This window comes from Agarivorans albus (assembly GCF_019670105.1).
GTDB lineage: Bacteria > Pseudomonadota > Gammaproteobacteria > Enterobacterales > Celerinatantimonadaceae > Agarivorans > Agarivorans albus.
In genome coordinates this window covers 2,861,317-2,880,274 of sequence record NZ_AP023032.1, presented here as the reverse complement: position 1 = coordinate 2,880,274, position 18,958 = coordinate 2,861,317, and the positions used below count along the sequence as shown (strand labels likewise).

Here is an 18,958-nt window from a genome sequence, read left to right as displayed (position 1 = left end):
AAAAACTTTAGTTGGTATACAGCGCCAAACTTTAAGGCTTGTGTAAATAATTAAACAAAAACTGTGCCATTTCCCAATCTTCTGGCTCATCGATATCTTGAGTTAGCATTCTTGGAAGAATGACTGGAAATGATGTGTTGGAAAACATTCCAGCATCTTCGTCAAGTGCTTGCCGGGTCCACCAATAAAACTGTCCTGCATCATGATAAGCCGGCTCCAAATCCTGAGAACGCTGTCCCATTAAATTTGGTTGAAAAGGGCTTACTCCTTCACTTTCCAATTTGATCGCACGTTGAATCGGAAAGGCAAAGCTTGATGCGGAAAAGCTGGTTTTGCACTTTGGCTTATCTAAGTTCTTTGCTGCTTGCTGTAATCCATCAGCGTTCACAAATGGGGCTGTGGCATATAAACAGCAAATGCTTGTGTATCGGGACCTATCAGGGTCAACGACATTCACTGCGTGTTTAACCACCGCAGTTGTACCAGCATGATCGTTAGCTAATTCTGCTGGGCGAACAAAAGGGGTACTAGCACCATATTGATTTGCAATTTCAATGACTTCCGCATTATCACTTGAAACGATGATATCATCAAATAATTGACTATTAAGAGCTGCTTCAATAGACCAAGCGATCATTGGCTTACCACAAAAATCCCGGATGTTTTTTTTGGGGATACGTTTGCTTCCCCCCCTTGCTGGGATTACACACAAGCTTTTACTCATTAATAATCTCCAACAAGGAATTAATCACGCGTTGTTGCTGTTGATGGCTTAAGTCGGGATACACCGGCAGAGATAAGGCACTCTTAAAGTATTGTTCAGCTCCAGCAAATTTTTCTATCTCTGCATTACTTATACGATGATAGGGCTGGCGATAAATAGGGATATAATGCAACTGACAATGAATGTTTATGTCAGCTAACTGTCGATACACAGTATCTCGTTGGTTGTTTGGAATGAGTAACACAACGAGGTGGTGAGCACTTTCCCCCTCCTTATTTTGCTCAAGGAGGCTTAAGTTATGGGCACTAAATGCTTCTTGGTAGATATTGAATATTTGTTGTCTGCGTTCGATAAAAGTATCGAGTTTAGCCAATTGACTTAAACCCAGAGCAGCTTGTAAGTCAGATAATCGGTAGTTGTAGCCTAAACTTTGTTGCTCATAATACCACTGTGGTTGTCCAGACACTGTTAGCTCTTGTGGATCTTTGGTAATGCCGTGGGATGCAAGCTGTTTTAGGCGATTAGCCAAATTTGCATCATTAGCGGTAATCATCCCACCTTCAGCGCTGGTTATGCTTTTTACTGGGTGAAAGCTAAATACGCAGCAGTCACTATATTTACCACTTCCTATTTTAGCTCCTTGATAACTGGCACCAAGAGCATGGCAGGAATCTTCTATCAGTTTAATACCTAAGGGGTTGCAGAGCTTATATATAGCTTGCATGTCGCAACTGTTCCCAGCTAAATGAACAACAACGATAGCTTTGGGAAGAGTGTTGGTTTTATGCGACTGATGTAGCTTAGCGGCTAAAGCCTTGAGTGAGATATTGCCAGTGTTAGGGTCAATATCAATAAAGCGAATACTTGCACCGCAATAAAGCGCACAGTTGGCTGATGCCACGAAACTAATAGCAGATGTCCAGACGGTATCACCTTGCCCAATGCCTAAGGCTAAGCAAGCCAAATGTAGGGCTGCGGTTCCATTGCTGCAGGCAATGGCATGCGTACTACCTACGTAGTTTGCTAAGGCTTGTTCAAATTGAGCAACTTGAGGTCCTTGGGTGAGAAACGCTGAATTGAGTGTATCGACTACCGCTTTAACATCATCTTGGTCAATTTGCTGCTTACCGTAATGAATTGGACTGCTCATGCTTATCGAAGCTCTTTAATTTGCTCGATTGTAAGATAATGAGGGTTAGATAAAGAGTTGTACTCCATTCCTAACTCAACCTTTTTACCGCCTTCACCTAATGCATTTTTTTGAAAATCATTAGTGCGGCTACTGAAGGAGATAGACGGTGCAATGACGTAGTGATCGTCAAACTCAAAGGTATGGTATGAGTCATCCGCTGGACACATCACTTCGTGAAGTTTTTCCCCTGGCCTAATGCCGATGATATGTGTAGCCAAGTGTGGCGCCATTGCTTTTGCTAGGTCTACGATTTTAACTGAGGGTATCTTAGGGACATAAATCTCGCCACCATGCATGCGATTAAAGTTGTCTACTACAAACTGTACGCCTTGTTCTAGTGTAATCCAAAAGCGTGTCATATCCTGATGAGTAATTGGTAAAGACTCAGCACCTTCATCTATTAGTCGTTGAAAGAAAGGAACCACGCTGCCACGCGAACCAACGACGTTGCCGTAACGAACAACCGCAAAACTGGTATCTTGGTCTCCAGCTATATTATTTGCCGCAACAAATAACTTATCGGATGCAAGTTTAGTGGCACCGTATAGGTTGATGGGGTTGGCTGCTTTATCTGTAGAAAGAGCAATGACTTTTTTTACATTGTTGTATAGTGCCGCATCGATGACATTTTCGGCACCATTGATGTTTGTTTTAATACACTCCATTGGATTGTATTCAGCAGCTGGAACTTGCTTTAGAGCTGCAGCGTGAACAACAAAATCTACGCCACGCATTGCCATGGTAATGCGTTGTTTATCTCTTACATCACCAATGAAATAGCGCATACAGGGTTGATTAAACTCTTGCTGCATTTCATATTGTTTTAGTTCATCGCGGGAATAAATAATAACGCGTTTGGGTTGGTACTCTTTTAAAAGTAACTTAACAAACTTTTTGCCAAATGAACCGGTACCACCCGTAATCAATATTTGTTTGTTATTAAACATCCGCTATTCCCGTTTCCACTAATTGTTGTTAGATACTTTAATCTATATTGCTCTATGCAAAGCTTATACCTAGAAGCCTATCCAAATTAATCTATTAAACAAGAGACCCCGTGACTGTTTGTTCAAATCTTCTACGCAATCCACAAATTACCGAGTGAGTGGGGCTGTACTTGTCACATAATACTGAACAAGTGTCATATTTTTGTCGCTTTTACGGCTTATACCTTGCGTATTTTTGACGCCTGTTTACAATCATTTAATAGGGTAACTAGCCATAAGTTTGTCGCAAGGTAGCTTATTTTTTGCAGGGGATAGGGATGCAAGCATCCAATAGCGTTTTAGTTTGTGAAAGTGACCAAGAGAGAGCTAAGCAACTAGAAACGGTACTTGGTTTTATTGGCCAACAATTTAACGTATGCAATACCGACGAGCTAAGTGCTTTGGCGAGTAACGCAGATAAAGTTGTACTAATCAGTAAACAGTTAGAGGATGTGCAAAGCATTATTGCTAAACATCCTCATTGTCCATTTTTAACAGTAGGTGAGGGCAGCATTGTTGAGGTGTTACCTAACCTTATTGGCCATTTAGATCTGCCTTTTAATTATGAGCAGCTTACTCAGTTGCTACATCACTGTGACGCATACTTAACTCATCTACCTGGTAAAGCAAGCCCTGCTAAAAGTGAGCGCCTACGCCAGAACTTGATTGGTAAAGGTATCGCTATTCAAGAAGTACGTCACTTGATAGAACAGGTGGCAACTAAAGAGGCTAATGTACTTATTCTCGGTGAATCGGGTACGGGTAAAGAAGTGGTAGCTAAAGCTATTCACGACCATTCAGTGCGCAGCGAAGGGCCATTTGTGCCAATTAACTGTGGTGCTATTCCTCCCGATTTACTCGAAAGTGAATTGTTTGGCCATGAAAAAGGCGCATTTACAGGCGCTTTTGCTATGCGCAAAGGCCGCTTTGAATTGGCCGAAGGTGGCACGCTGTTCTTAGACGAAATTGGTGACATGCCAATGCCTATGCAGGTTAAATTACTACGTGTGCTGCAAGAGCGTCAGTTTGAGAGAGTGGGTGGAAGTAAAGCGATTACCGCAAATGTGCGAGTGGTAGCGGCAACGCACCGCCAGCTAGAGCGGATGATTGAGCAAGAGAAGTTTCGAGAAGATTTGTACTATCGCTTGAACGTATTCCCCATTGAAATGCCTTCGTTGCGAGAGCGCCAAGATGATATTCCTCTGCTGCTTCAAGAGTTGGTAAATCGTCATGAAGACGAACATTCGGCAGTGGTTAGGTTTACCCAACGCGCAGTTGAGTCCTTAATGCAGCATCAATGGCCAGGTAACGTACGTGAGTTATCCAATTTGGTCGAACGTCTACTAATTTTGCATCCTGACCAAATTGTCGACGTAAACGATTTGCCGCCGAAGTATCGTCATATTGATGCCGAAACCTTTGAGCCTAATTACAGCCCTGAGCTGGCTGAACGCGATGCGCTGTTAGCTATTTTTAGTGATGAAGATGCCTCGGTATTTTCTGATCCAAGCCCCGAAGCGCTATTTCCTGATGGGGAGCAAGATCAAGAGCTCGATGAAGAAGGCTGGGGAACGGTACAGCAGCTCCCAGATGAAGGTGTTAACTTAAAAGAGTTATTGGCAGACCTTGAGGTAGATTTAATTCGCCAAGCGCTTGAGCAACAAGATGGTGTGGTTGCTAGAGCGGCAGAACAACTGGGGATGCGGCGAACAACCTTGGTTGAAAAAATGCGTAAGTACGGTTTGAACAAAGATAGCTAAACACATTAATCTTATATTAAGGCTCTGAATTCAGAGCCTTTTTTATATGGCACGAATATTGATTGATAAGCACTGTTAACGGTTTTATGACGCGGAGCTTATTTCATGCCCTCAGTGCAACTTCAACAACAGCCAACCAGCTTATCTGAGCATAACTTGTCGCAGATTTTCGACGTTATGCCATCGGGCTTAGTATTGCTTGATAACAAAGGTTTTGTCTCTAGGGCAAATCCGGTGGCTAAGCAATTGCTGGGAGATGATATAGAGCAACAACGTTGGTTAGAGGCGGTACCAAGACTGTTCTCGCCAAAGGCCGATGATGGACACGAACTCTCATTGGTTGATGGCAGGCGGGTAAAACTAAGTCTCTCGCCTTTACAAGATACTCAAGGTCAGCTTATTGTGTTGACCGATATGACACATACCCGCCAACTACAAGCCAATGTTGCAAAGTTGCAGCGTATGTCTGCGTTAGGAAATATGGTGGCCTCACTAGCCCATCAAATTAGAACACCACTTTCCGCTGCCATGCTGTATGGATCGAATTTATCGAATAAAACCTTGTCGGATAATGCCCGCGATAACTTTCAGAATAAAATGATGGACCGCCTTAATGACTTAGAAACACAAGTGAACGATATGCTGTTGTTTGCAAAAAGTGGCGAAAGGATGGTGGTCAATCAGGTCAGTGCTCAGCAAATCATAGAACAATTGCAAGCTGCTACTGAGGCTTGCGTGCGTCAACATCAGGTTAAATTGTCCTGCGTAGTAAGTACACCACATGCAGAAGTTCTAGTGAATGCTAATGCCTTGGTGTCTGCTTTATCTAATTTGGTCGAAAACGCCGCGCAGTTAAGTGCTAAGGGAAGTGAACTAAAAGTACACATTAGTTGTTCTGGTGAGGAGCTTTTCATTAGCGTCGAAGACCACGCTGGTGGGATAGATGAAGCGAATAAACATAAGATTTTTGAACCTTTTTATACCACTAAGCAAAACGGAACAGGTTTAGGCTTAGCGGTAGTGAACTCTGTCGTGAAGGCGCATCACGGAAGCATTGAGCTTGAATCAAATTCAAAAGGCTCATGTTTTACAGTGCGTTTACCACTTCCTGAGGCACACCATCATGATCTTGCTGTAGGAGGGCAATAACCATGAGTCAATCTACAATCCTTATTGTTGAAGATGATGCCGGTCTGCGAGAAGCATTGGTAGATACCTTGCAATTAGCGGGATATCACTGTGAACAAGCGGATAGTGCAGAGTCTGCACTTATTGCCTTAGCGGAAGAACCCGTTGATCTAGTGGTGAGTGACGTGCAAATGAGTGGCATGGATGGTTTAAGTCTACTTAAAAATATCAAACAAAAATGGCCTCAAACGCCAGTTTTGTTAATGACCGCTTACGCCAAAATTGACGATGCCGTTTCGGCAATGCGCGATGGTGCCATTGACTACCTATCAAAACCTTTTTCACCAGAAGTATTATTAAACCAGGTTGGCCGCTATGCACCTTCTATTAAGGTAGAAAAACGCGAGCCTGTTTATGGTGATGCTTCTACCGAAGCGTTATTAAAGTTGAGCCAGAAAGTTGCAGCGTCTGAGGCGTCGGTATTGATTAGCGGGCCAAGTGGTGCAGGTAAAGAGGTATTGTCACGCTATATTCACGACTGTTCACCACGTAAAGAACATGAGTTTGTTGCTATAAACTGTGCTGCTATCCCGGAAAATATGCTCGAAGCAACATTGTTTGGTTATGAGAAAGGTGCCTTTACTGGTGCCATTAAAGCTTGTCCTGGTAAGTTTGAGCAGGCGCAAGGCGGAACTATTTTGCTAGACGAAATCAGTGAAATGGATCTTGGCTTACAAGCTAAGCTACTGCGAGTGTTACAAGAGCGGGAAGTTGAGCGCTTGGGCAGCCGCAAAATGATAAAACTAGATGTTCGCGTGATTGCTACCAGCAACCGAGATATGCGAGAAATTGTTAGGCTAGGTCAGTTTAGAGAAGATTTATATTACCGACTAAATGTATTTCCACTAAATTGGCTACCATTAGAGCAACGTAAAGGAGATGTATTGCCTTTAGCGACGCATTTGCTCAATCGCCATAGTGCACAAAACTATGAGCTGAGCTTAAGTGCGCAGCATAAATTACTCAATCATTCCTGGCCGGGTAATGTGCGCGAGCTAGACAATGTTATGCAAAGGGCGCTAATTCTAGCTAACGGTAACGTGATTGATAGTGACTGCTTAGTCATAGAAAATCAGTTAGAGCCATTACAGGTTGAACCCGTGGTTGAGTCATCACTAGTAAATGAACCTTTAGGTAACGAGTTACGCCAGCAAGAACAACAAATCATTTTAGATACGCTTAAAGCGTGTCATGGTAAGCGTAAGGATGTCGCGGAAAAGTTGGGTATTAGTCCTAGAACACTCCGCTATAAGTTGGCGCGCATCAAAGATTCTGGTGTAGAGCTTCCCGCCTAAAAAATAGCAGACACTATTAACAAAAAGCAGTATATCCAGATGATATACTGCTTTTTGTTTAAAAGTGGGATAAGCGTTCGGTTTATTTTGTTTTTTGTTAATAAATTAGTGAGGCTTCTTGCCGGCTTTTCACGTATAATGCCGCCGAATTTTTTAGTTCTTATCTATCCCCCGATAAGAACTCGCATTTTGCTTTGGACATTATGGAGGACTCATGACTCAAAACGTTCCAGTGGTGACAATTGACGGGCCTAGTGGTTCTGGTAAGGGCACTTTATGCCAAAAGCTAGCTCAGCATTATCAATGGCAACTTCTGGATAGCGGAGCCATTTATCGAGTCTTGGCTTTAGCTGCTTTGCATCATGAAGTAGCTTTAGGCAATGAAGAAGCGTTAAGTCTTTTAGCTGCTCACCTTGATGTGCGATTTGAAGCTAAAGAAGGCAATACTTTAGTCATTTTGGAAGGGGAAGATGTATCCCTGGAAATTCGTAAAGAAACAGCTGGCAATGCCGCCTCAAAAGTTGCTGCATTTCCGCGAGTGCGCGAAGCTTTATTAAGACGCCAGCGCGCATTTCGAGAAGAGCCTGGCTTGATTGCCGATGGGCGAGATATGGGAACGGTAGTTTTTGTTGACGCTCCGGCGAAGATCTTTTTAGATGCAAGCGCAGCAGAACGGGCGCAGCGACGCTATAATCAGTTGCAAGAAAAAGGCTTTAGTGTTAGTTTTGACCACCTTTTGAGCGAAATTGAAGAGCGTGACCACCGCGATAGAAATCGTAGTGTAGCGCCTTTAGTTCCTGCTCAAGATGCGTTAGTTATTGATTCTACATCACTTTCTATTGAGGAAGTGGTGAAAATGTCGATAGAGTATATCGACAGTAAATTAACCCAGTAATCTCTGGGATTTGGCGCACCTATACCAAGGATGAATTAGGTGTTTATTATTAACCCCATTTAGCCGGATTGCTAAGTGGACGTTCTTATATGTGTAATTAAATAATGACTGAATCTTTTGCTCAACTCTTTGAAGAGTCACTTCAAGACCTAGAATTCCGTTCTGGTTCGATTGTTAAAGGTACTGTAGTAGGTATCGAAAACGGTATGGTTCTAGTAGACGCTGGCCTTAAGTCAGAATCTGCTATCCCTGCAGAACAGTTCAAAAACTCTGCTGGCGAACTAGAAATTGAAGTAGGCGCGCAAGTAGACGTAGCGTTAGACGCTGTAGAAGATGGTTTCGGTGAAACTGTTCTTTCTCGCGAAAAAGCGAAACGTCACGAAGCGTGGATCCAACTTGAAAGTGCTTACGAAGAGCAAGCAACGGTTGTTGGTATCATTAACGGTAAAGTTAAAGGTGGCTTTACAGTTGAAGTTAACACCATCCGTGCATTCTTGCCTGGTTCACTAGTTGACGTTCGCCCTGTGCGCGATACTGCTCACCTAGAAGGTAAAGAGCTTGAATTTAAAGTTATCAAACTAGATCAAAAACGTAACAACGTAGTTGTTTCTCGTCGTGCTGTTATCGAAACTGAAAACAGTGTTGAACGTGATCAACTTCTTGAGAACCTACAAGAAGGTCAAGAAGTTAAAGGTATCGTTAAGAACCTTACTGACTACGGTGCATTCGTTGATCTTGGCGGTGTTGACGGTCTTCTACACATCACTGACATGGCTTGGAAACGCGTTAAGCACCCAAGCGAAATTGTTAATGTTGGCGACGAAATCAACGTTAAAGTACTTAAGTTTGACCGTGAGCGCACTCGTGTATCTCTAGGTCTTAAGCAGCTGGGTGAAGATCCATGGGTAGCAATTGCTAACCGTTACCCAGAAGGTGCACGTCTTGAAGGTCGCGTAACTAACCTAACTGACTACGGTTGTTTTGTTGAAATCGAAGACGGTGTTGAAGGTCTAGTTCACGTTTCTGAAATGGATTGGACTAACAAAAACATCCACCCATCTAAAGTTGTTAACGTGGGTGACCTTGTTGAAGTTATGGTATTGGATATCGACGAAGAACGTCGTCGTATCTCACTTGGTTTGAAACAGTGTAAAGTTAACCCATGGGAGCTATTCGCTAGCACTCATGATAAGAACGACAAAGTTTCAGGTAAGATCAAGTCTATCACTGACTTCGGTATCTTCATCGGCCTAGACGGCGGTATTGACGGTCTTGTTCACCTATCTGACATCTCTTGGGATGCTCAAGGTGAAGAAGCGGTTCGCGACTTTAAGAAAGGCGACGAAATCGAAGCTGTTGTACTACAAGTTGACGCAGAACGTGAGCGCATTAGCCTAGGTGTTAAACAGCTTGCTGAAGATCCGTTCAACAACTACCTAGCTGACCTTAAGAAAGGTGCTTTAGTTAACGGTACTGTTACTGAAGTTGATGCTAAAGGTGCAACTGTTGAACTAGCAAGTGGCGTTGAAGGTTACTTACGTGCTGGCGATGTTAGCCGTGACCGTGTTGAAGATGCATCACTTGTTCTTTCTGTTGGCGACCAACTTGAAGCTAAGTTCGTTGGTGTTGACCGTAAGAACCGTGTAATCAGCCTTTCTATCCGTGCTAAAGATGAAGCGGACGAGAAAGAAGCAATGGCTACTCTGAACAAGAAAGAAGACGCTCAGATTGGTAACGCTATGGCTGATGCATTCAAATCTGCACTTAAAGGCGAATAATCTTTAAATCTTTTTTTAGATTTATGTGATTGAATATTGGGGGGGACTTGTTCCCCCCCATTTCTTTATCTACACTGGTATTAGTTCCCTTTATCAATGGCTTGGAGAATCCATGACTAAATCTGATTTGATTGAAATACTCGCTAGTAAACATATTCAATTTACCAGTAAAGAAATTGAGTCGGCAATTAAAGAAATTCTTGAGCAAATGACCTGTTCATTACAGGAAGGCGATAGAATTGAAATTCGTGGTTTTGGTAGTTTTTCACTGCACTTCCGTGCACCCCGAGTGGGCCGAAATCCTAAAACAGGTGAAAAGGTAGAGTTGTCTGGGAAGCATGTTCCCCACTTTAAACCTGGTAAAGAGTTGCGAGAGCGCGTAAACGCTGGCCTATAGTATTGTTTCTTTTACAATTAGGTGATCTTGGCTGGTTAAATTAACGTGATTGCTGCATAATTTCCCTAGCTTTTGTTTGGCTCTGGGAGGTTATGTGAAAGCAATTTTCTCAACGCTGTTATTAGTTGTACTGTTCGTTACTGCACTTGCTGTGGGCGCGCAAAATGATGAAGTAGTAAGTGTCAATTACCTTATTGCCGAATCGGATATGCGCTTGTCATGGCTTATGGCTGGTTTGTTCATAGCCGGCTTTATTACTTGTCTTTTATTTTTGTTGGCTTTTTATACTCGTATTCGTTTAGAAAGCGCTGGCTTGAAGCGTCGATTGGCTAAGCAGCAAAAACAACTAAATAAGTTGCAAGACGAGACGGTCAAGGATAGTTAATGCTAGGCTTGTTGTTTTTGTTGTTACCAGTAGCTGCCGCTTATGGATGGTATATGGGGCAGCGCAGCGTTAGGCAAAATCAGCAACAGCAAGCAAATCACGTATCTAAGCAATACGTAGAAGGCTTAAACCTCCTTTTATCTAATCAATCTGATAAAGCAGTAGACCTGTTTGTAGAACTGCTACAAGTAGATTCAGAAACCATTGATACCCATCTTGCACTCGGTAATTTATTTAGACAGCGTGGTGAAGTTGACCGAGCTATTCGAATTCACCAAAACTTGATTGCCCGCGAAGGCATCGACATCGACCAAAAGAACCTAGCTCTACAACAATTAGCAAAAGATTATTTAGCCGCAGGCTTATTTGATAGAGCAGAAGCTTTGCTCATTGAATTGCAAGAAGAGCCAGATTACCGCCAGTTAGCCTTAAAACAATTACTCAGTATCTATCAACAAACTCGAGAATGGCCACAAGCGATTGGTGTGGCTAAAAAAATAGACCCTAAAGAACTGAGTGATGTTAATCGTCAAATTGCGCATTTTTATTGCGAGCAAGCGCAAGAGTTAGAAACTGCCGGGAAGCTTTCAAAGAGCCAAGCGCTACTAAAAAAAGCGCTTAGCGCAGACAAGAAGTGTGTTCGAGCTAGTTTGCATTTAGCTCAAATTCAAAATGCAGAAGGCGATTATAAAGCAGCACTTAAAAATTTAAATAAGATCCCAGAGCAAGATATCGACTTTGCCTCCGATGCTTTATCTCTATACAAAACCTGTAGTGATAATTTGGCAAAGCCCGAGTACTATCAGCAGTTTTTAGAGTACTGCTTATCAATAAAAAGTATTGCCAGCGTAGTGGTAGAGCTTTCGATTATTTATCGGGAGGCGCACGGCGCTGAGCAAGCTCAGGATTTGTTGGTAGTTGAGCTGAAACGCAACCCTACCATGAAAGGATTTCATCACTTAATGGGCCTTCATCTAGCTTCTGCTGAAGAAGGTCAAGCTAAACAAAGCCTGCAAGTTTTGCGTGGCTTAGTTACCCAACAATTAAAGATTAAACCTCACTATCAGTGTCGACGCTGTGGCTTTTCATCTCATTCAATATATTGGCATTGTCCATCATGTAAGAGTTGGGGCACAGTTAAACCAATAGTGGGATTAGACGGAGAGTAGAAACAATGCAAGACCCAAAGGTATTAGTTGCCCTCGATTATGCAGATATCGATCAATGTATGGCATTTGTAGAGCAATTAGAGCCGGGCTCATGCCGTCTTAAAGTGGGTAAAGAAATGTTCACTTTGTTCGGTCCTCAGTTGGTAAAAGAGCTTCATAATAAAGGTTTTGAAGTGTTCTTAGACCTAAAATTTCATGATATTCCTAACACAGTGGCTAAAGCAGTAGCCGCAGCTGCGGAGTTAGGTGTATGGATGGTCAACGTGCACGCCAGTGGCGGCCGTAGAATGATGGAAGCGGCAAAAGCTGCGTTAGAACCTTATGGTGATAAACGACCTAAGTTGATCGCAGTAACTGTGTTAACCAGCATGGACCAATCTGACTTATTAGAACTGGGTATTGAGCTTAGCCCAATGCAGCAAGTAGAGCGTTTGGCGACACTCACTAAGCAATCTGGCTTGGATGGAGTGGTGTGCTCAGCTCATGAAGCCAAAATGCTAAAATCGCTACTTGGTGAAGAATTTTCTCTGGTAACCCCGGGAATTCGACCTACAGGCAGTGCGCAAGGCGACCAACGAAGGATTATGACACCGGTTGAAGCAGTTACTGCAGGCTCTGACTATTTGGTTATAGGCCGGCCGATTACTCAAGCCGACTCACCTGCAGAGGTACTAACCACTATTAACGCAGAGCTAAGTGCTTAGCTTATAGCTTCGCCATAACGGCCACCAAAGCAGCAAAGCAAAGCTAATCCCAAGTACCGCAAATAATAGATGGGCATCGATGGCAACATCAATGCCTATCAAATCCGTTACCCACGGGTCACCGCCATATAATTGCTCCATGAGCAGTTTCGCACTTAAGCCTGTCAATATGATGGCACCGACGCGTTTCTTGTCGGTGAACAAATCAGCCATTGCCGCGTAGGCTATTAAGCCATGGATTACGCCCGAGAGTCCTACATACTCATCATATTTTGCAAACCATAATAGCCCGCCGCCTAGTAAACATAAGCTAATGCTAATCAACATGAAGTGCTGATTAGATAATCGGTCATCAAAAACAAAATACACCAGCACCAAGGTTGCAATATTCATTAGCCAATGAATAAGGTTATTGTGGCTTAAGTTACCCGACACAATGCGCCAATACTCTCCCTGACTAATTAGCTGTTTGTTCCAACTCATTAGTTCGGTATGCGCGAGAAAAAGCCACGAGCAGCTTATTACAATAAGCAGGAACCAAAATCGGCTCACAAAATACTTTAGCATGTTTATTCGTAGTTTAGAGGGTCTGTAACAGCGTTTAGCTTAAAGGCTTCTAGACGTTCTTGGCAGGCTCCACATTTGCCGCAGGCTTGCTCGCGTCCGTTATAACAGGTCCATGTTTTAGCGTAATCTAAACCCATGGCTAAGCCATCGCTTAATATGTCTATTTTCGATTGCTCTAGATAGGGACTAATTACTTCTACGGCCTCGTAGTTAGCTATTAGGCTTACGTCATTCATCTTCTTCACAAACTCTGGGCGACAATCGGGGTAGATTGCATGGTCGCCAGAATGCGCGCCATAGAATACTTTCTTAGCACCTATAGACACGGCGTAGCCGATAGCCAGAGATAGCAAAATCATATTACGGTTTGGTACAACCGTTGATTTCATCGATTCTTCTTGGTAATCACCTTCCGGAATATCAATGTCAGAAGTGAGTGAGGAGCCTGCAAGCAATTGATTGATAGCAGTGATATCTACGATTTTATGTTCGATACCAAGCTCTTCAGTTACCTTTTGAGCATATTCCAGTTCTTTAACATGGCGCTGACCGTAGTTGAAGCTAAGAGCATAAGGTTGTAGGCCCAATTGCAAGGTTTTATGGAGAACAGTGAACGAGTCCATTCCACCTGAATAAATCACTACCGCTTTTTCTTTCATTATTTGCTCTTTAAAATATGTTTTAATACTGCCTTAGATTTTCGCTTATTATGATCTGGGATACAAATGGCATCTCTTGCTTTACCTGTTAATGAAGTGTTTGAAACCATCCAAGGGGAGGGTTTTCATACTGGAGTTCCCTCAATATTTGTTCGTTTACAGGGCTGTGATGTTGGTTGTTCTTGGTGCGATACTAAACATACCTGGCAAGTTTTAGAATCTGACCGCGTGCAACCCGAGCTAATTATTGGCGCCAGCGGAGACACTGCTCGTTGGGCAATGCTCACCCCTAATCAACTTCTAGAACAGTTTAAAACTCGCTATCAGGCGAAACATATTGTTATTACCGGTGGTGAGCCATGTATCTACGATTTACATGAACTTACCAATGTCTTAATTACAGCAGGTTATTCAGTGCAAATTGAAACCAGTGGCACCTATCCAGTAAAGGCCGCAGCCAAAGCGTGGGTAACGGTTTCTCCAAAGGTTGATATGAAAGGCGGTAAGGTGGTTATTGAACAAGCCTTACACCGAGCGAACGAAATTAAACACCCGGTAGCCCGTGAGCGAGACTTAACTAATTTAAAAACTTTATTAACTGGTATGACTAGTAACTTAGATGTATTGGTGTGTTTGCAACCCATTAGTCAACAGCAAAGAGCTACCGAGTTATGTATTCAAGCTTGTATTGAAAATAATTGGCGCTTGTCTTTACAAACGCATAAGTTTATTGGAATTGAATAGCAGCTCCGATAGAGCTAGCCAAATATATTATCTTATAAAGGATTATTATGACTATTTTAGTTACGGGTGGAGCAGGTTATATAGGTAGCCACACAGTGGTTGAATTATTAAACCAAGGCGAAGAAGTGGTTATTGTAGATAACCTTTGTAATTCTCATGCTGCATCAATCGAAAGAATTGAGACAATTTGCCAAAAACGCCCTACATTTTATCAGGTAGATATTCGGGATAAGTCAGAGTTAAACACGGTATTTTCTAAGCATAAGTTTAAATCTGTTATTCATTTTGCGGGTTTAAAAGCAGTTGGCGAATCGACAACTATTCCTCTACATTATTATCAAAATAATGTCTCTGGAACTTTAACCTTATGTGAAGTAATGGCTGAACATAAGGTTAAAAACTTAGTCTTTAGCTCTTCTGCGACCGTATATGGTGACCCGCACACAGTCCCTATTTTGGAGAACTTTCCTACCGGTGCTACCAATCCTTATGGGCGCTCTAAGTTAATTGTAGAAGAGATGTTGACTGATCTATATAAATCTGATGATAGCTGGAATATAGCTTTATTGCGTTATTTCAACCCTGTTGGGGCGCATAAGTCAGGCTTAATTGGTGAAGATCCAAACGGTATTCCAAATAATCTAGTACCTTACATTACCCAGGTAGCTGTAGGGCGCTTAGCTCAATTAAGTGTATTTGGCGATGACTACGATACCACAGATGGTACGGGAGTTCGTGACTACATTCACGTAGTGGATCTGGCGAAAGGCCACTTAAAAGCGCTAAACAAACTTGATGCTAAGGCTGGGTTGGTTACTTACAACCTAGGAACTGGTCAAGGTTACAGTGTACTAGAAATGGTTGCAGCGTTTGAAAAGGTATCCGGACAATCAATTGCTTATAAAATAGCACCTCGTCGCCCAGGTGATATTGCAGCATGTTATTCAGATCCTAGCTTAGCTAAACAGGAGTTATCTTGGCAGGCTGAATTAAGTTTGGATGATATGGCCGAAGACTCTTGGCGCTGGCAACAAGGCAATCCAAATGGTTTTTCCTCTTAATATTGCTGGAATAAAAAAGGAGCCTTAAGGCTCCTTTTTAATTTAGATGATAACTAGATAAGAAAATCTTCTTTAGTTTTGCCTTCATTTTTAATTGCACGTTGGATCGGAGAAGGTGTTCTTCCTTGGCCTGTCCAGGTTTTTTCTTCGCCATTTTCATCAACAAACTTGTATTTAGCTGGCAGTGGTTGACGTTTTTTTCGTTCTTTTACTGGCGCGTCACCAATCATCGATAGTAATTCACTTGGGTCGATACCATCTTGTTCGAGTAATGCTTTATATTTCTCTAGCTTCTCGCGTTTTTCTTGCTGTTGTTTCTCTTCTTCAGCTTGTTGTGCGAAGCGTTCATCTAAAATGACTTTAAGTTTATTGTAGCTATCTTCTAATTGCTCAATTGATAATTCTTTTGTAGCAGCTTTAAGACTTCTTGCGTTTAAAAATACCTTAACGAAATCGCTCATGTTAATCCTATCTATTTATTAGTATTGGTTAATCTATTACAAAATATTAATTACTAAATAAAACTTGTCAATAAACTAAACTTAAATAAACAGTATTAGTTGCTACTTTTAGTTTTAGTTGCCCAATGGTTTTGGTTGAATGTGCCGTATTGTTGGGTATAATACAGCGCTTAACGCTATATTGTAGAGGAGCGCTGGTCAAAAGTAGTGCAGAGTGGGGTGATTCCAATGATTCTGTATGAAAGGGGCCCGCGCCGAAGTAACTAGCATTATCAAGGCTAATTACTGGTGTCGGATTTAATAGATACGACACTGTCATAGTCCAACTATGGAGAGCTACAGAGTGAAAGCCTATCGGCTTCTAGTCACTCAATTTGCTCTCTGAATTTAAAAACAGAGAAAACATGCAAACCATTTCTTATACCGATTCATTTTTATCTATTCTTCCACCGGTGATTGCGCTGTTGGTTGCCTTAGCAACTAGACGCGTAATTATTGCACTTAGCTGCGGCATCATCACGGGTGCTTTGTTACTCAGTAACTTTTCTTTTGTAGATTCTGGCATTTATTTGTCACAGCTTGCAGCAGGCTTAGCGTGGGATGACGGTGCGCCAAACTGGTGGAATCTGCAAATTATTATCTTCCTCCTGCTGCTAGGCGCCATGACTAGCTTAATGACTGCTACTGGCGCAACCACAGCCTTTGCAGAATGGGCTAAAAAACGGATTAAGACCAAGCGTCATGCTACTGTTACCACTGCCTTGTTAAGCTTTGTGGTGTTTGTCGATGACTATTTCCACAGTTTAGCGGTGGGTAGCGTTGCGCGTCCGCTTACTGACCAAGTAGGGGTATCGCGCGCCAAGCTCGCTTACTTGCTTGACTCAACGGCTGCGCCAATGTGTGTACTGATGCCATTATCGAGTTGGGGGGCTTATATTATTGCCTTAGTAGGTGGTTTGTTGGTTACTCACAATATCACTGACATCACACCGCTGGCTGCGTTTGCCACCATGATCCCACTAAACTTTTATGCCGTGTTTGCCTTGTTAATGGCCTTAGTGGTTGCTTATCTCAATATTAATATTGGTCCAATGAAGCAGCATGAGAGAAACGCTGAGAAGGGGCAATTGTTTGATGAGAACAAGGGTATACCCGCAGGTAGTGTGAACCATGACTTTGAAGCCGATAACGGCTCACCGCTTGGTTTAGTATTACCTATCGCTATTTTAACCTTGGTGACATTTGCTAGCTTTGTGGTTACAGGCGCTACGGCATTGGAAGAAGGACAAGCCTTTAGCCTGTTAGCCGCATTAGAGAATACCGATGTCACCCTGTCTTTGGTCACTGGTGGCGTAGTGGGCTTATTGGTGAGCGTGGGGTTTGCGTTTAAGCAACAGCTTAGCTTGTCTCAACTTGCTCATGCCATTTGGGTGGGTATTAAGGCTATGAGCCCAGCCATTCTTATTCTGGTGTTTGCTTGGTCTATTAGTGGCGTAATCGGCGATATGGAAACCGGCAAGTATCTAGCCTCTAAATTAGATGGCGCGATTAGCCCAGCTATTTTGCCAGTGTTAGTATTTGTATTAGCGGGTTTAATGGCCTTTTCTACTGGTACTAGTTGGGGCACGTTTGGCATTATGTTGCCAATTGCTGCCGATATGTCAGTAGCCAGTGATGTGAGCTTAATACTGCCTATGTTGTCTGCAGTATTAGCGGGTGCGGTATTTGGCGATCATTGTTCGCCTATCTCCGATACCACTATTTTGTCATCTACCGGCGCAGCTTGTCACCACATTGACCACGTAGCCACGCAGCTCCCTTACGCTTTGTTAGTCGCCAAAATAAGCATTAGCTGTTACTTGGTAATGGGAATGACCGGAAGTGTGATCGCTTCACTTGCTGTTGGTTTGTTATTATTTGCCATTACAATCGCAACTTTGTACCATCGCCAGCAAAATTCAGCTTTGGCACTAAACAGTAAATAAACAAGGAACTGCGCTGTAAATGGCTTCACTACATTTTAAATATGCCGCTATGAATTCGGGAAAATCAACCCAACTTATTCAAGCTCATTTTAATTATCAAGAGCGCGGTATGAATCCTTTGGCGCTGATCCCTGCAATGGATACCCGCGACGGTGTGGGTACCATTAAAGCTCGAGTAGGTTTGTCCTTAGAGGCTGAAACCTTTTGTGCAGAGCAGGACTTGTTTGAATTGGTAAGCACTAAAAATCAGCAAAACAAGCAAGATGTCGTTATTGTGGATGAAGGGCAGTTTTTGCGTAAAGACCAAGTGTATCAACTGGCTAGAGTAGTTGACGACTTGCACATACCAGTAATGGTTTATGGTTTAAAAACAGACTTTATGGGGGAACTATTTGAAGGTGCTTACCATTTACTGTGTTTAGCCGATAAGCTCGAAGAGCTTAAAACCATTTGCTGGTGTGGCAATAAAGGCCACTTTAATGCTCGTATTGACCAACATGGTCAGGTAGTGAGTGAAGGGCAGCAAATTGAAATTGGTGGCAACGAGCGTTATGTTTCGCTATGCCGTAAGCACTTTATTCAAGGTAATGCAGGCGAGCATTAATCTTTAGTTAGCTTATTAAGAGCGTCGTTACAGCGGCGCTCTGCTGATTTTAACTCCATTAACACCACTTGAATATCTTCTAACTGCTGCAATAAACTCAACTTTCTTAGTTTAATACTGTCAATTAATCCTGTTACCTCTTTGCTACTACTTAGTTTGGCATCATATAAATCGAACAGCTCTTTTATCTCTTTTAAAGAAAAGCCTAATCGTTTGCCGCGTAAAATGAGTTTGAGTCGAAGTTTGTCGTGTTTGGAATAAAGCCGCTTAGTGCCATCGCGAACAGGCTGCAATAGGCCTTGGTCTTCGTAGAAGCGAATGCTGCGAGTGCTTATGGTAAATTCTTGGGCTAGTTCGCTAATTGAATAGGGGGTAGGGGTATTTACCATGGCTGCCCTCAGTAC

At 42.6% G+C, this 18,958-nt stretch carries 20 protein-coding genes and 1 riboswitch; of the genes, 13 read left to right on the top strand and 7 right to left on the bottom strand.

Annotated features, from left to right (window positions below; genetic code table 11):
• Window positions 1–31: 31 nt before the first annotated feature.
• From pseF to pseB, 3 genes are read right to left on the bottom strand one after another with little or no spacing between them, the layout of a single operon-like run.
• Entirely contained in the window at window positions 32–724 is a 693-nt protein-coding gene (pseF, locus tag K5620_RS12925; RefSeq protein WP_016402446.1) for a pseudaminic acid cytidylyltransferase, read from the bottom strand.
• Window positions 717–1,874: a UDP-4-amino-4,6-dideoxy-N-acetyl-beta-L-altrosamine transaminase gene (pseC, locus tag K5620_RS12920; RefSeq protein WP_016402445.1), complete on the bottom strand. Its 1,158-nt coding sequence runs from the start codon at window positions 1,872–1,874 to the stop codon at window positions 717–719. Before pseC ends, pseF begins: the two co-directional genes overlap by 8 nt.
• 2 nt (window positions 1,875–1,876) lie before the next feature.
• Complete coding sequence (pseB, locus tag K5620_RS12915; RefSeq protein ID WP_016402444.1) at window positions 1,877–2,863, bottom strand: UDP-N-acetylglucosamine 4,6-dehydratase (inverting); 987 nt, start codon at window positions 2,861–2,863, stop codon at window positions 1,877–1,879.
• Between the two features lie 317 nt (window positions 2,864–3,180).
• Between pseB and K5620_RS12910 the strand changes: the two genes are divergently transcribed.
• The 9 genes from K5620_RS12910 to pyrF all read left to right on the top strand — a co-directional run bounded on the left by K5620_RS12910 (window position 3,181) and on the right by pyrF (window position 12,473).
• A complete protein-coding gene (locus K5620_RS12910; RefSeq protein WP_016402443.1) occupies window positions 3,181–4,662 on the top strand; it encodes a sigma-54 dependent transcriptional regulator in 1,482 nt (493 codons plus the stop codon).
• 105 nt (window positions 4,663–4,767) lie between these two features.
• The gene (locus K5620_RS12905) at window positions 4,768–5,811 is read left to right on the top strand and encodes a sensor histidine kinase (RefSeq protein WP_016402442.1); all 1,044 of its coding nucleotides are present in this window, start codon (window positions 4,768–4,770) and stop codon (window positions 5,809–5,811) included.
• A gap of 2 nt (window positions 5,812–5,813) precedes the next feature.
• The gene (locus K5620_RS12900) at window positions 5,814–7,145 is read left to right on the top strand and encodes a sigma-54-dependent transcriptional regulator (protein ID WP_016402441.1); all 1,332 of its coding nucleotides are present in this window, start codon (window positions 5,814–5,816) and stop codon (window positions 7,143–7,145) included.
• 214 nt (window positions 7,146–7,359) lie between these two features.
• Complete coding sequence (gene cmk / locus K5620_RS12895; protein ID WP_016403458.1) at window positions 7,360–8,040, top strand: (d)CMP kinase; 681 nt, start codon at window positions 7,360–7,362, stop codon at window positions 8,038–8,040.
• A 104-nt stretch (window positions 8,041–8,144) separates the two neighbouring features.
• Window positions 8,145–9,818, top strand: coding sequence for a 30S ribosomal protein S1 (rpsA, locus tag K5620_RS12890; protein ID WP_016403457.1), 1,674 nt, complete (start codon window positions 8,145–8,147; stop codon window positions 9,816–9,818).
• 112 nt (window positions 9,819–9,930) lie between these two features.
• On the top strand, window positions 9,931–10,215 hold the full coding sequence (locus K5620_RS12885; RefSeq protein WP_016403456.1) for an integration host factor subunit beta: 285 nt from the start codon (window positions 9,931–9,933) through the stop codon (window positions 10,213–10,215).
• Window positions 10,216–10,309: 94 nt separating this feature from the next.
• Window positions 10,310–10,600: a LapA family protein gene (locus tag K5620_RS12880; protein ID WP_016403455.1), complete on the top strand. Its 291-nt coding sequence runs from the start codon at window positions 10,310–10,312 to the stop codon at window positions 10,598–10,600.
• Entirely contained in the window at window positions 10,600–11,769 is a 1,170-nt protein-coding gene (lapB, locus tag K5620_RS12875) for a lipopolysaccharide assembly protein LapB (RefSeq protein ID WP_016403454.1), read from the top strand. The genes K5620_RS12880 and lapB overlap by 1 nt, the downstream gene beginning before the upstream one ends.
• Before the next feature lie 5 nt (window positions 11,770–11,774).
• On the top strand, window positions 11,775–12,473 hold the full coding sequence (pyrF, locus tag K5620_RS12870; protein WP_016403453.1) for an orotidine-5'-phosphate decarboxylase: 699 nt from the start codon (window positions 11,775–11,777) through the stop codon (window positions 12,471–12,473).
• Here pyrF and rrtA read toward each other — a convergent pair.
• Together rrtA and queC are read right to left on the bottom strand one after the other, a co-directional pair.
• A complete protein-coding gene (gene rrtA / locus K5620_RS12865) occupies window positions 12,462–12,956 on the bottom strand; it encodes a rhombosortase (protein ID WP_016403452.1) in 495 nt (164 codons plus the stop codon). The genes pyrF and rrtA overlap by 12 nt on opposite strands.
• A gap of 86 nt (window positions 12,957–13,042) precedes the next feature.
• Window positions 13,043–13,699: a 7-cyano-7-deazaguanine synthase QueC gene (queC, locus tag K5620_RS12860; protein WP_016403451.1), complete on the bottom strand. Its 657-nt coding sequence runs from the start codon at window positions 13,697–13,699 to the stop codon at window positions 13,043–13,045.
• 66 nt (window positions 13,700–13,765) lie between these two features.
• Here queC and queE point away from each other — a divergent pair, with 66 nt between their 5' ends.
• On the top strand, window positions 13,766–14,443 hold the full coding sequence (gene queE, locus K5620_RS12855; RefSeq protein ID WP_016403450.1) for a 7-carboxy-7-deazaguanine synthase QueE: 678 nt from the start codon (window positions 13,766–13,768) through the stop codon (window positions 14,441–14,443).
• Window positions 14,444–14,490: 47 nt separating this feature from the next.
• Complete coding sequence (galE, locus tag K5620_RS12850) at window positions 14,491–15,504, top strand: UDP-glucose 4-epimerase GalE (RefSeq protein ID WP_016403449.1); 1,014 nt, start codon at window positions 14,491–14,493, stop codon at window positions 15,502–15,504.
• A 53-nt stretch (window positions 15,505–15,557) separates the two neighbouring features.
• Here galE and K5620_RS12845 read toward each other — a convergent pair whose 3' ends face one another.
• Window positions 15,558–15,965, bottom strand: coding sequence for an H-NS family histone-like protein (locus K5620_RS12845; protein WP_016403448.1), 408 nt, complete (start codon window positions 15,963–15,965; stop codon window positions 15,558–15,560).
• Window positions 15,966–16,141: 176 nt separating this feature from the next.
• A riboswitch (Lysine riboswitch) is annotated at window positions 16,142–16,312 on the top strand.
• A gap of 57 nt (window positions 16,313–16,369) precedes the next feature.
• Here K5620_RS12845 and K5620_RS12840 point away from each other — a divergent pair.
• Window positions 16,370–17,950 carry a Na+/H+ antiporter NhaC family protein gene (locus K5620_RS12840; RefSeq protein ID WP_016403447.1) on the top strand — a complete coding sequence of 527 codons (1,581 nt, stop codon included), beginning with the start codon at window positions 16,370–16,372 and terminating at the stop codon, window positions 17,948–17,950.
• Between the two features lie 19 nt (window positions 17,951–17,969).
• Window positions 17,970–18,554 carry a thymidine kinase gene (locus tag K5620_RS12835; protein ID WP_016403446.1) on the top strand — a complete coding sequence of 195 codons (585 nt, stop codon included), beginning with the start codon at window positions 17,970–17,972 and terminating at the stop codon, window positions 18,552–18,554.
• Here the strand turns inward: K5620_RS12835 and K5620_RS12830 are convergent.
• Window positions 18,551–18,943, bottom strand: a complete 393-nt coding sequence (locus K5620_RS12830; RefSeq protein WP_016403445.1) for a MerR family transcriptional regulator — start codon at window positions 18,941–18,943, stop codon at window positions 18,551–18,553. The genes K5620_RS12835 and K5620_RS12830 overlap by 4 nt on opposite strands.
• Between the last annotated feature and the right edge of the window lie 15 nt (window positions 18,944–18,958).

Bases quoted from the DNA above. Each gene is read 5' to 3' on its own strand.
- K5620_RS12835 (WP_016403446.1), top strand. From the start codon at position 17,970: ATGGCTTCACTACATTTTAAATATGCCGCTATGAATTCGGGAAAATCA.
- pseB (WP_016402444.1), bottom strand. From the start codon at position 2,863: ATGTTTAATAACAAACAAATATTGATTACGGGTGGTACCGGTTCATTT.
- queC (WP_016403451.1), bottom strand. From the start codon at position 13,699: ATGAAAGAAAAAGCGGTAGTGATTTATTCAGGTGGAATGGACTCGTTC.
- lapB (WP_016403454.1), top strand. From the start codon at position 10,600: ATGCTAGGCTTGTTGTTTTTGTTGTTACCAGTAGCTGCCGCTTATGGA.
- cmk (WP_016403458.1), top strand. From the start codon at position 7,360: ATGACTCAAAACGTTCCAGTGGTGACAATTGACGGGCCTAGTGGTTCT.
- K5620_RS12905 (WP_016402442.1), top strand. From the start codon at position 4,768: ATGCCCTCAGTGCAACTTCAACAACAGCCAACCAGCTTATCTGAGCAT.
- rrtA (WP_016403452.1), bottom strand. From the start codon at position 12,956: ATGAGTTGGAACAAACAGCTAATTAGTCAGGGAGAGTATTGGCGCATT.
- pyrF (WP_016403453.1), top strand. From the start codon at position 11,775: ATGCAAGACCCAAAGGTATTAGTTGCCCTCGATTATGCAGATATCGAT.
- K5620_RS12840 (WP_016403447.1), top strand. From the start codon at position 16,370: ATGCAAACCATTTCTTATACCGATTCATTTTTATCTATTCTTCCACCG.
- galE (WP_016403449.1), top strand. From the start codon at position 14,491: ATGACTATTTTAGTTACGGGTGGAGCAGGTTATATAGGTAGCCACACA.
- queE (WP_016403450.1), top strand. From the start codon at position 13,766: ATGGCATCTCTTGCTTTACCTGTTAATGAAGTGTTTGAAACCATCCAA.
- K5620_RS12900 (WP_016402441.1), top strand. From the start codon at position 5,814: ATGAGTCAATCTACAATCCTTATTGTTGAAGATGATGCCGGTCTGCGA.
- K5620_RS12830 (WP_016403445.1), bottom strand. From the start codon at position 18,943: ATGGTAAATACCCCTACCCCCTATTCAATTAGCGAACTAGCCCAAGAA.
- K5620_RS12885 (WP_016403456.1), top strand. From the start codon at position 9,931: ATGACTAAATCTGATTTGATTGAAATACTCGCTAGTAAACATATTCAA.
- pseC (WP_016402445.1), bottom strand. From the start codon at position 1,874: ATGAGCAGTCCAATTCATTACGGTAAGCAGCAAATTGACCAAGATGAT.
- pseF (WP_016402446.1), bottom strand. From the start codon at position 724: ATGAGTAAAAGCTTGTGTGTAATCCCAGCAAGGGGGGGAAGCAAACGT.
- K5620_RS12910 (WP_016402443.1), top strand. From the start codon at position 3,181: ATGCAAGCATCCAATAGCGTTTTAGTTTGTGAAAGTGACCAAGAGAGA.
- rpsA (WP_016403457.1), top strand. From the start codon at position 8,145: ATGACTGAATCTTTTGCTCAACTCTTTGAAGAGTCACTTCAAGACCTA.
- K5620_RS12845 (WP_016403448.1), bottom strand. From the start codon at position 15,965: ATGAGCGATTTCGTTAAGGTATTTTTAAACGCAAGAAGTCTTAAAGCT.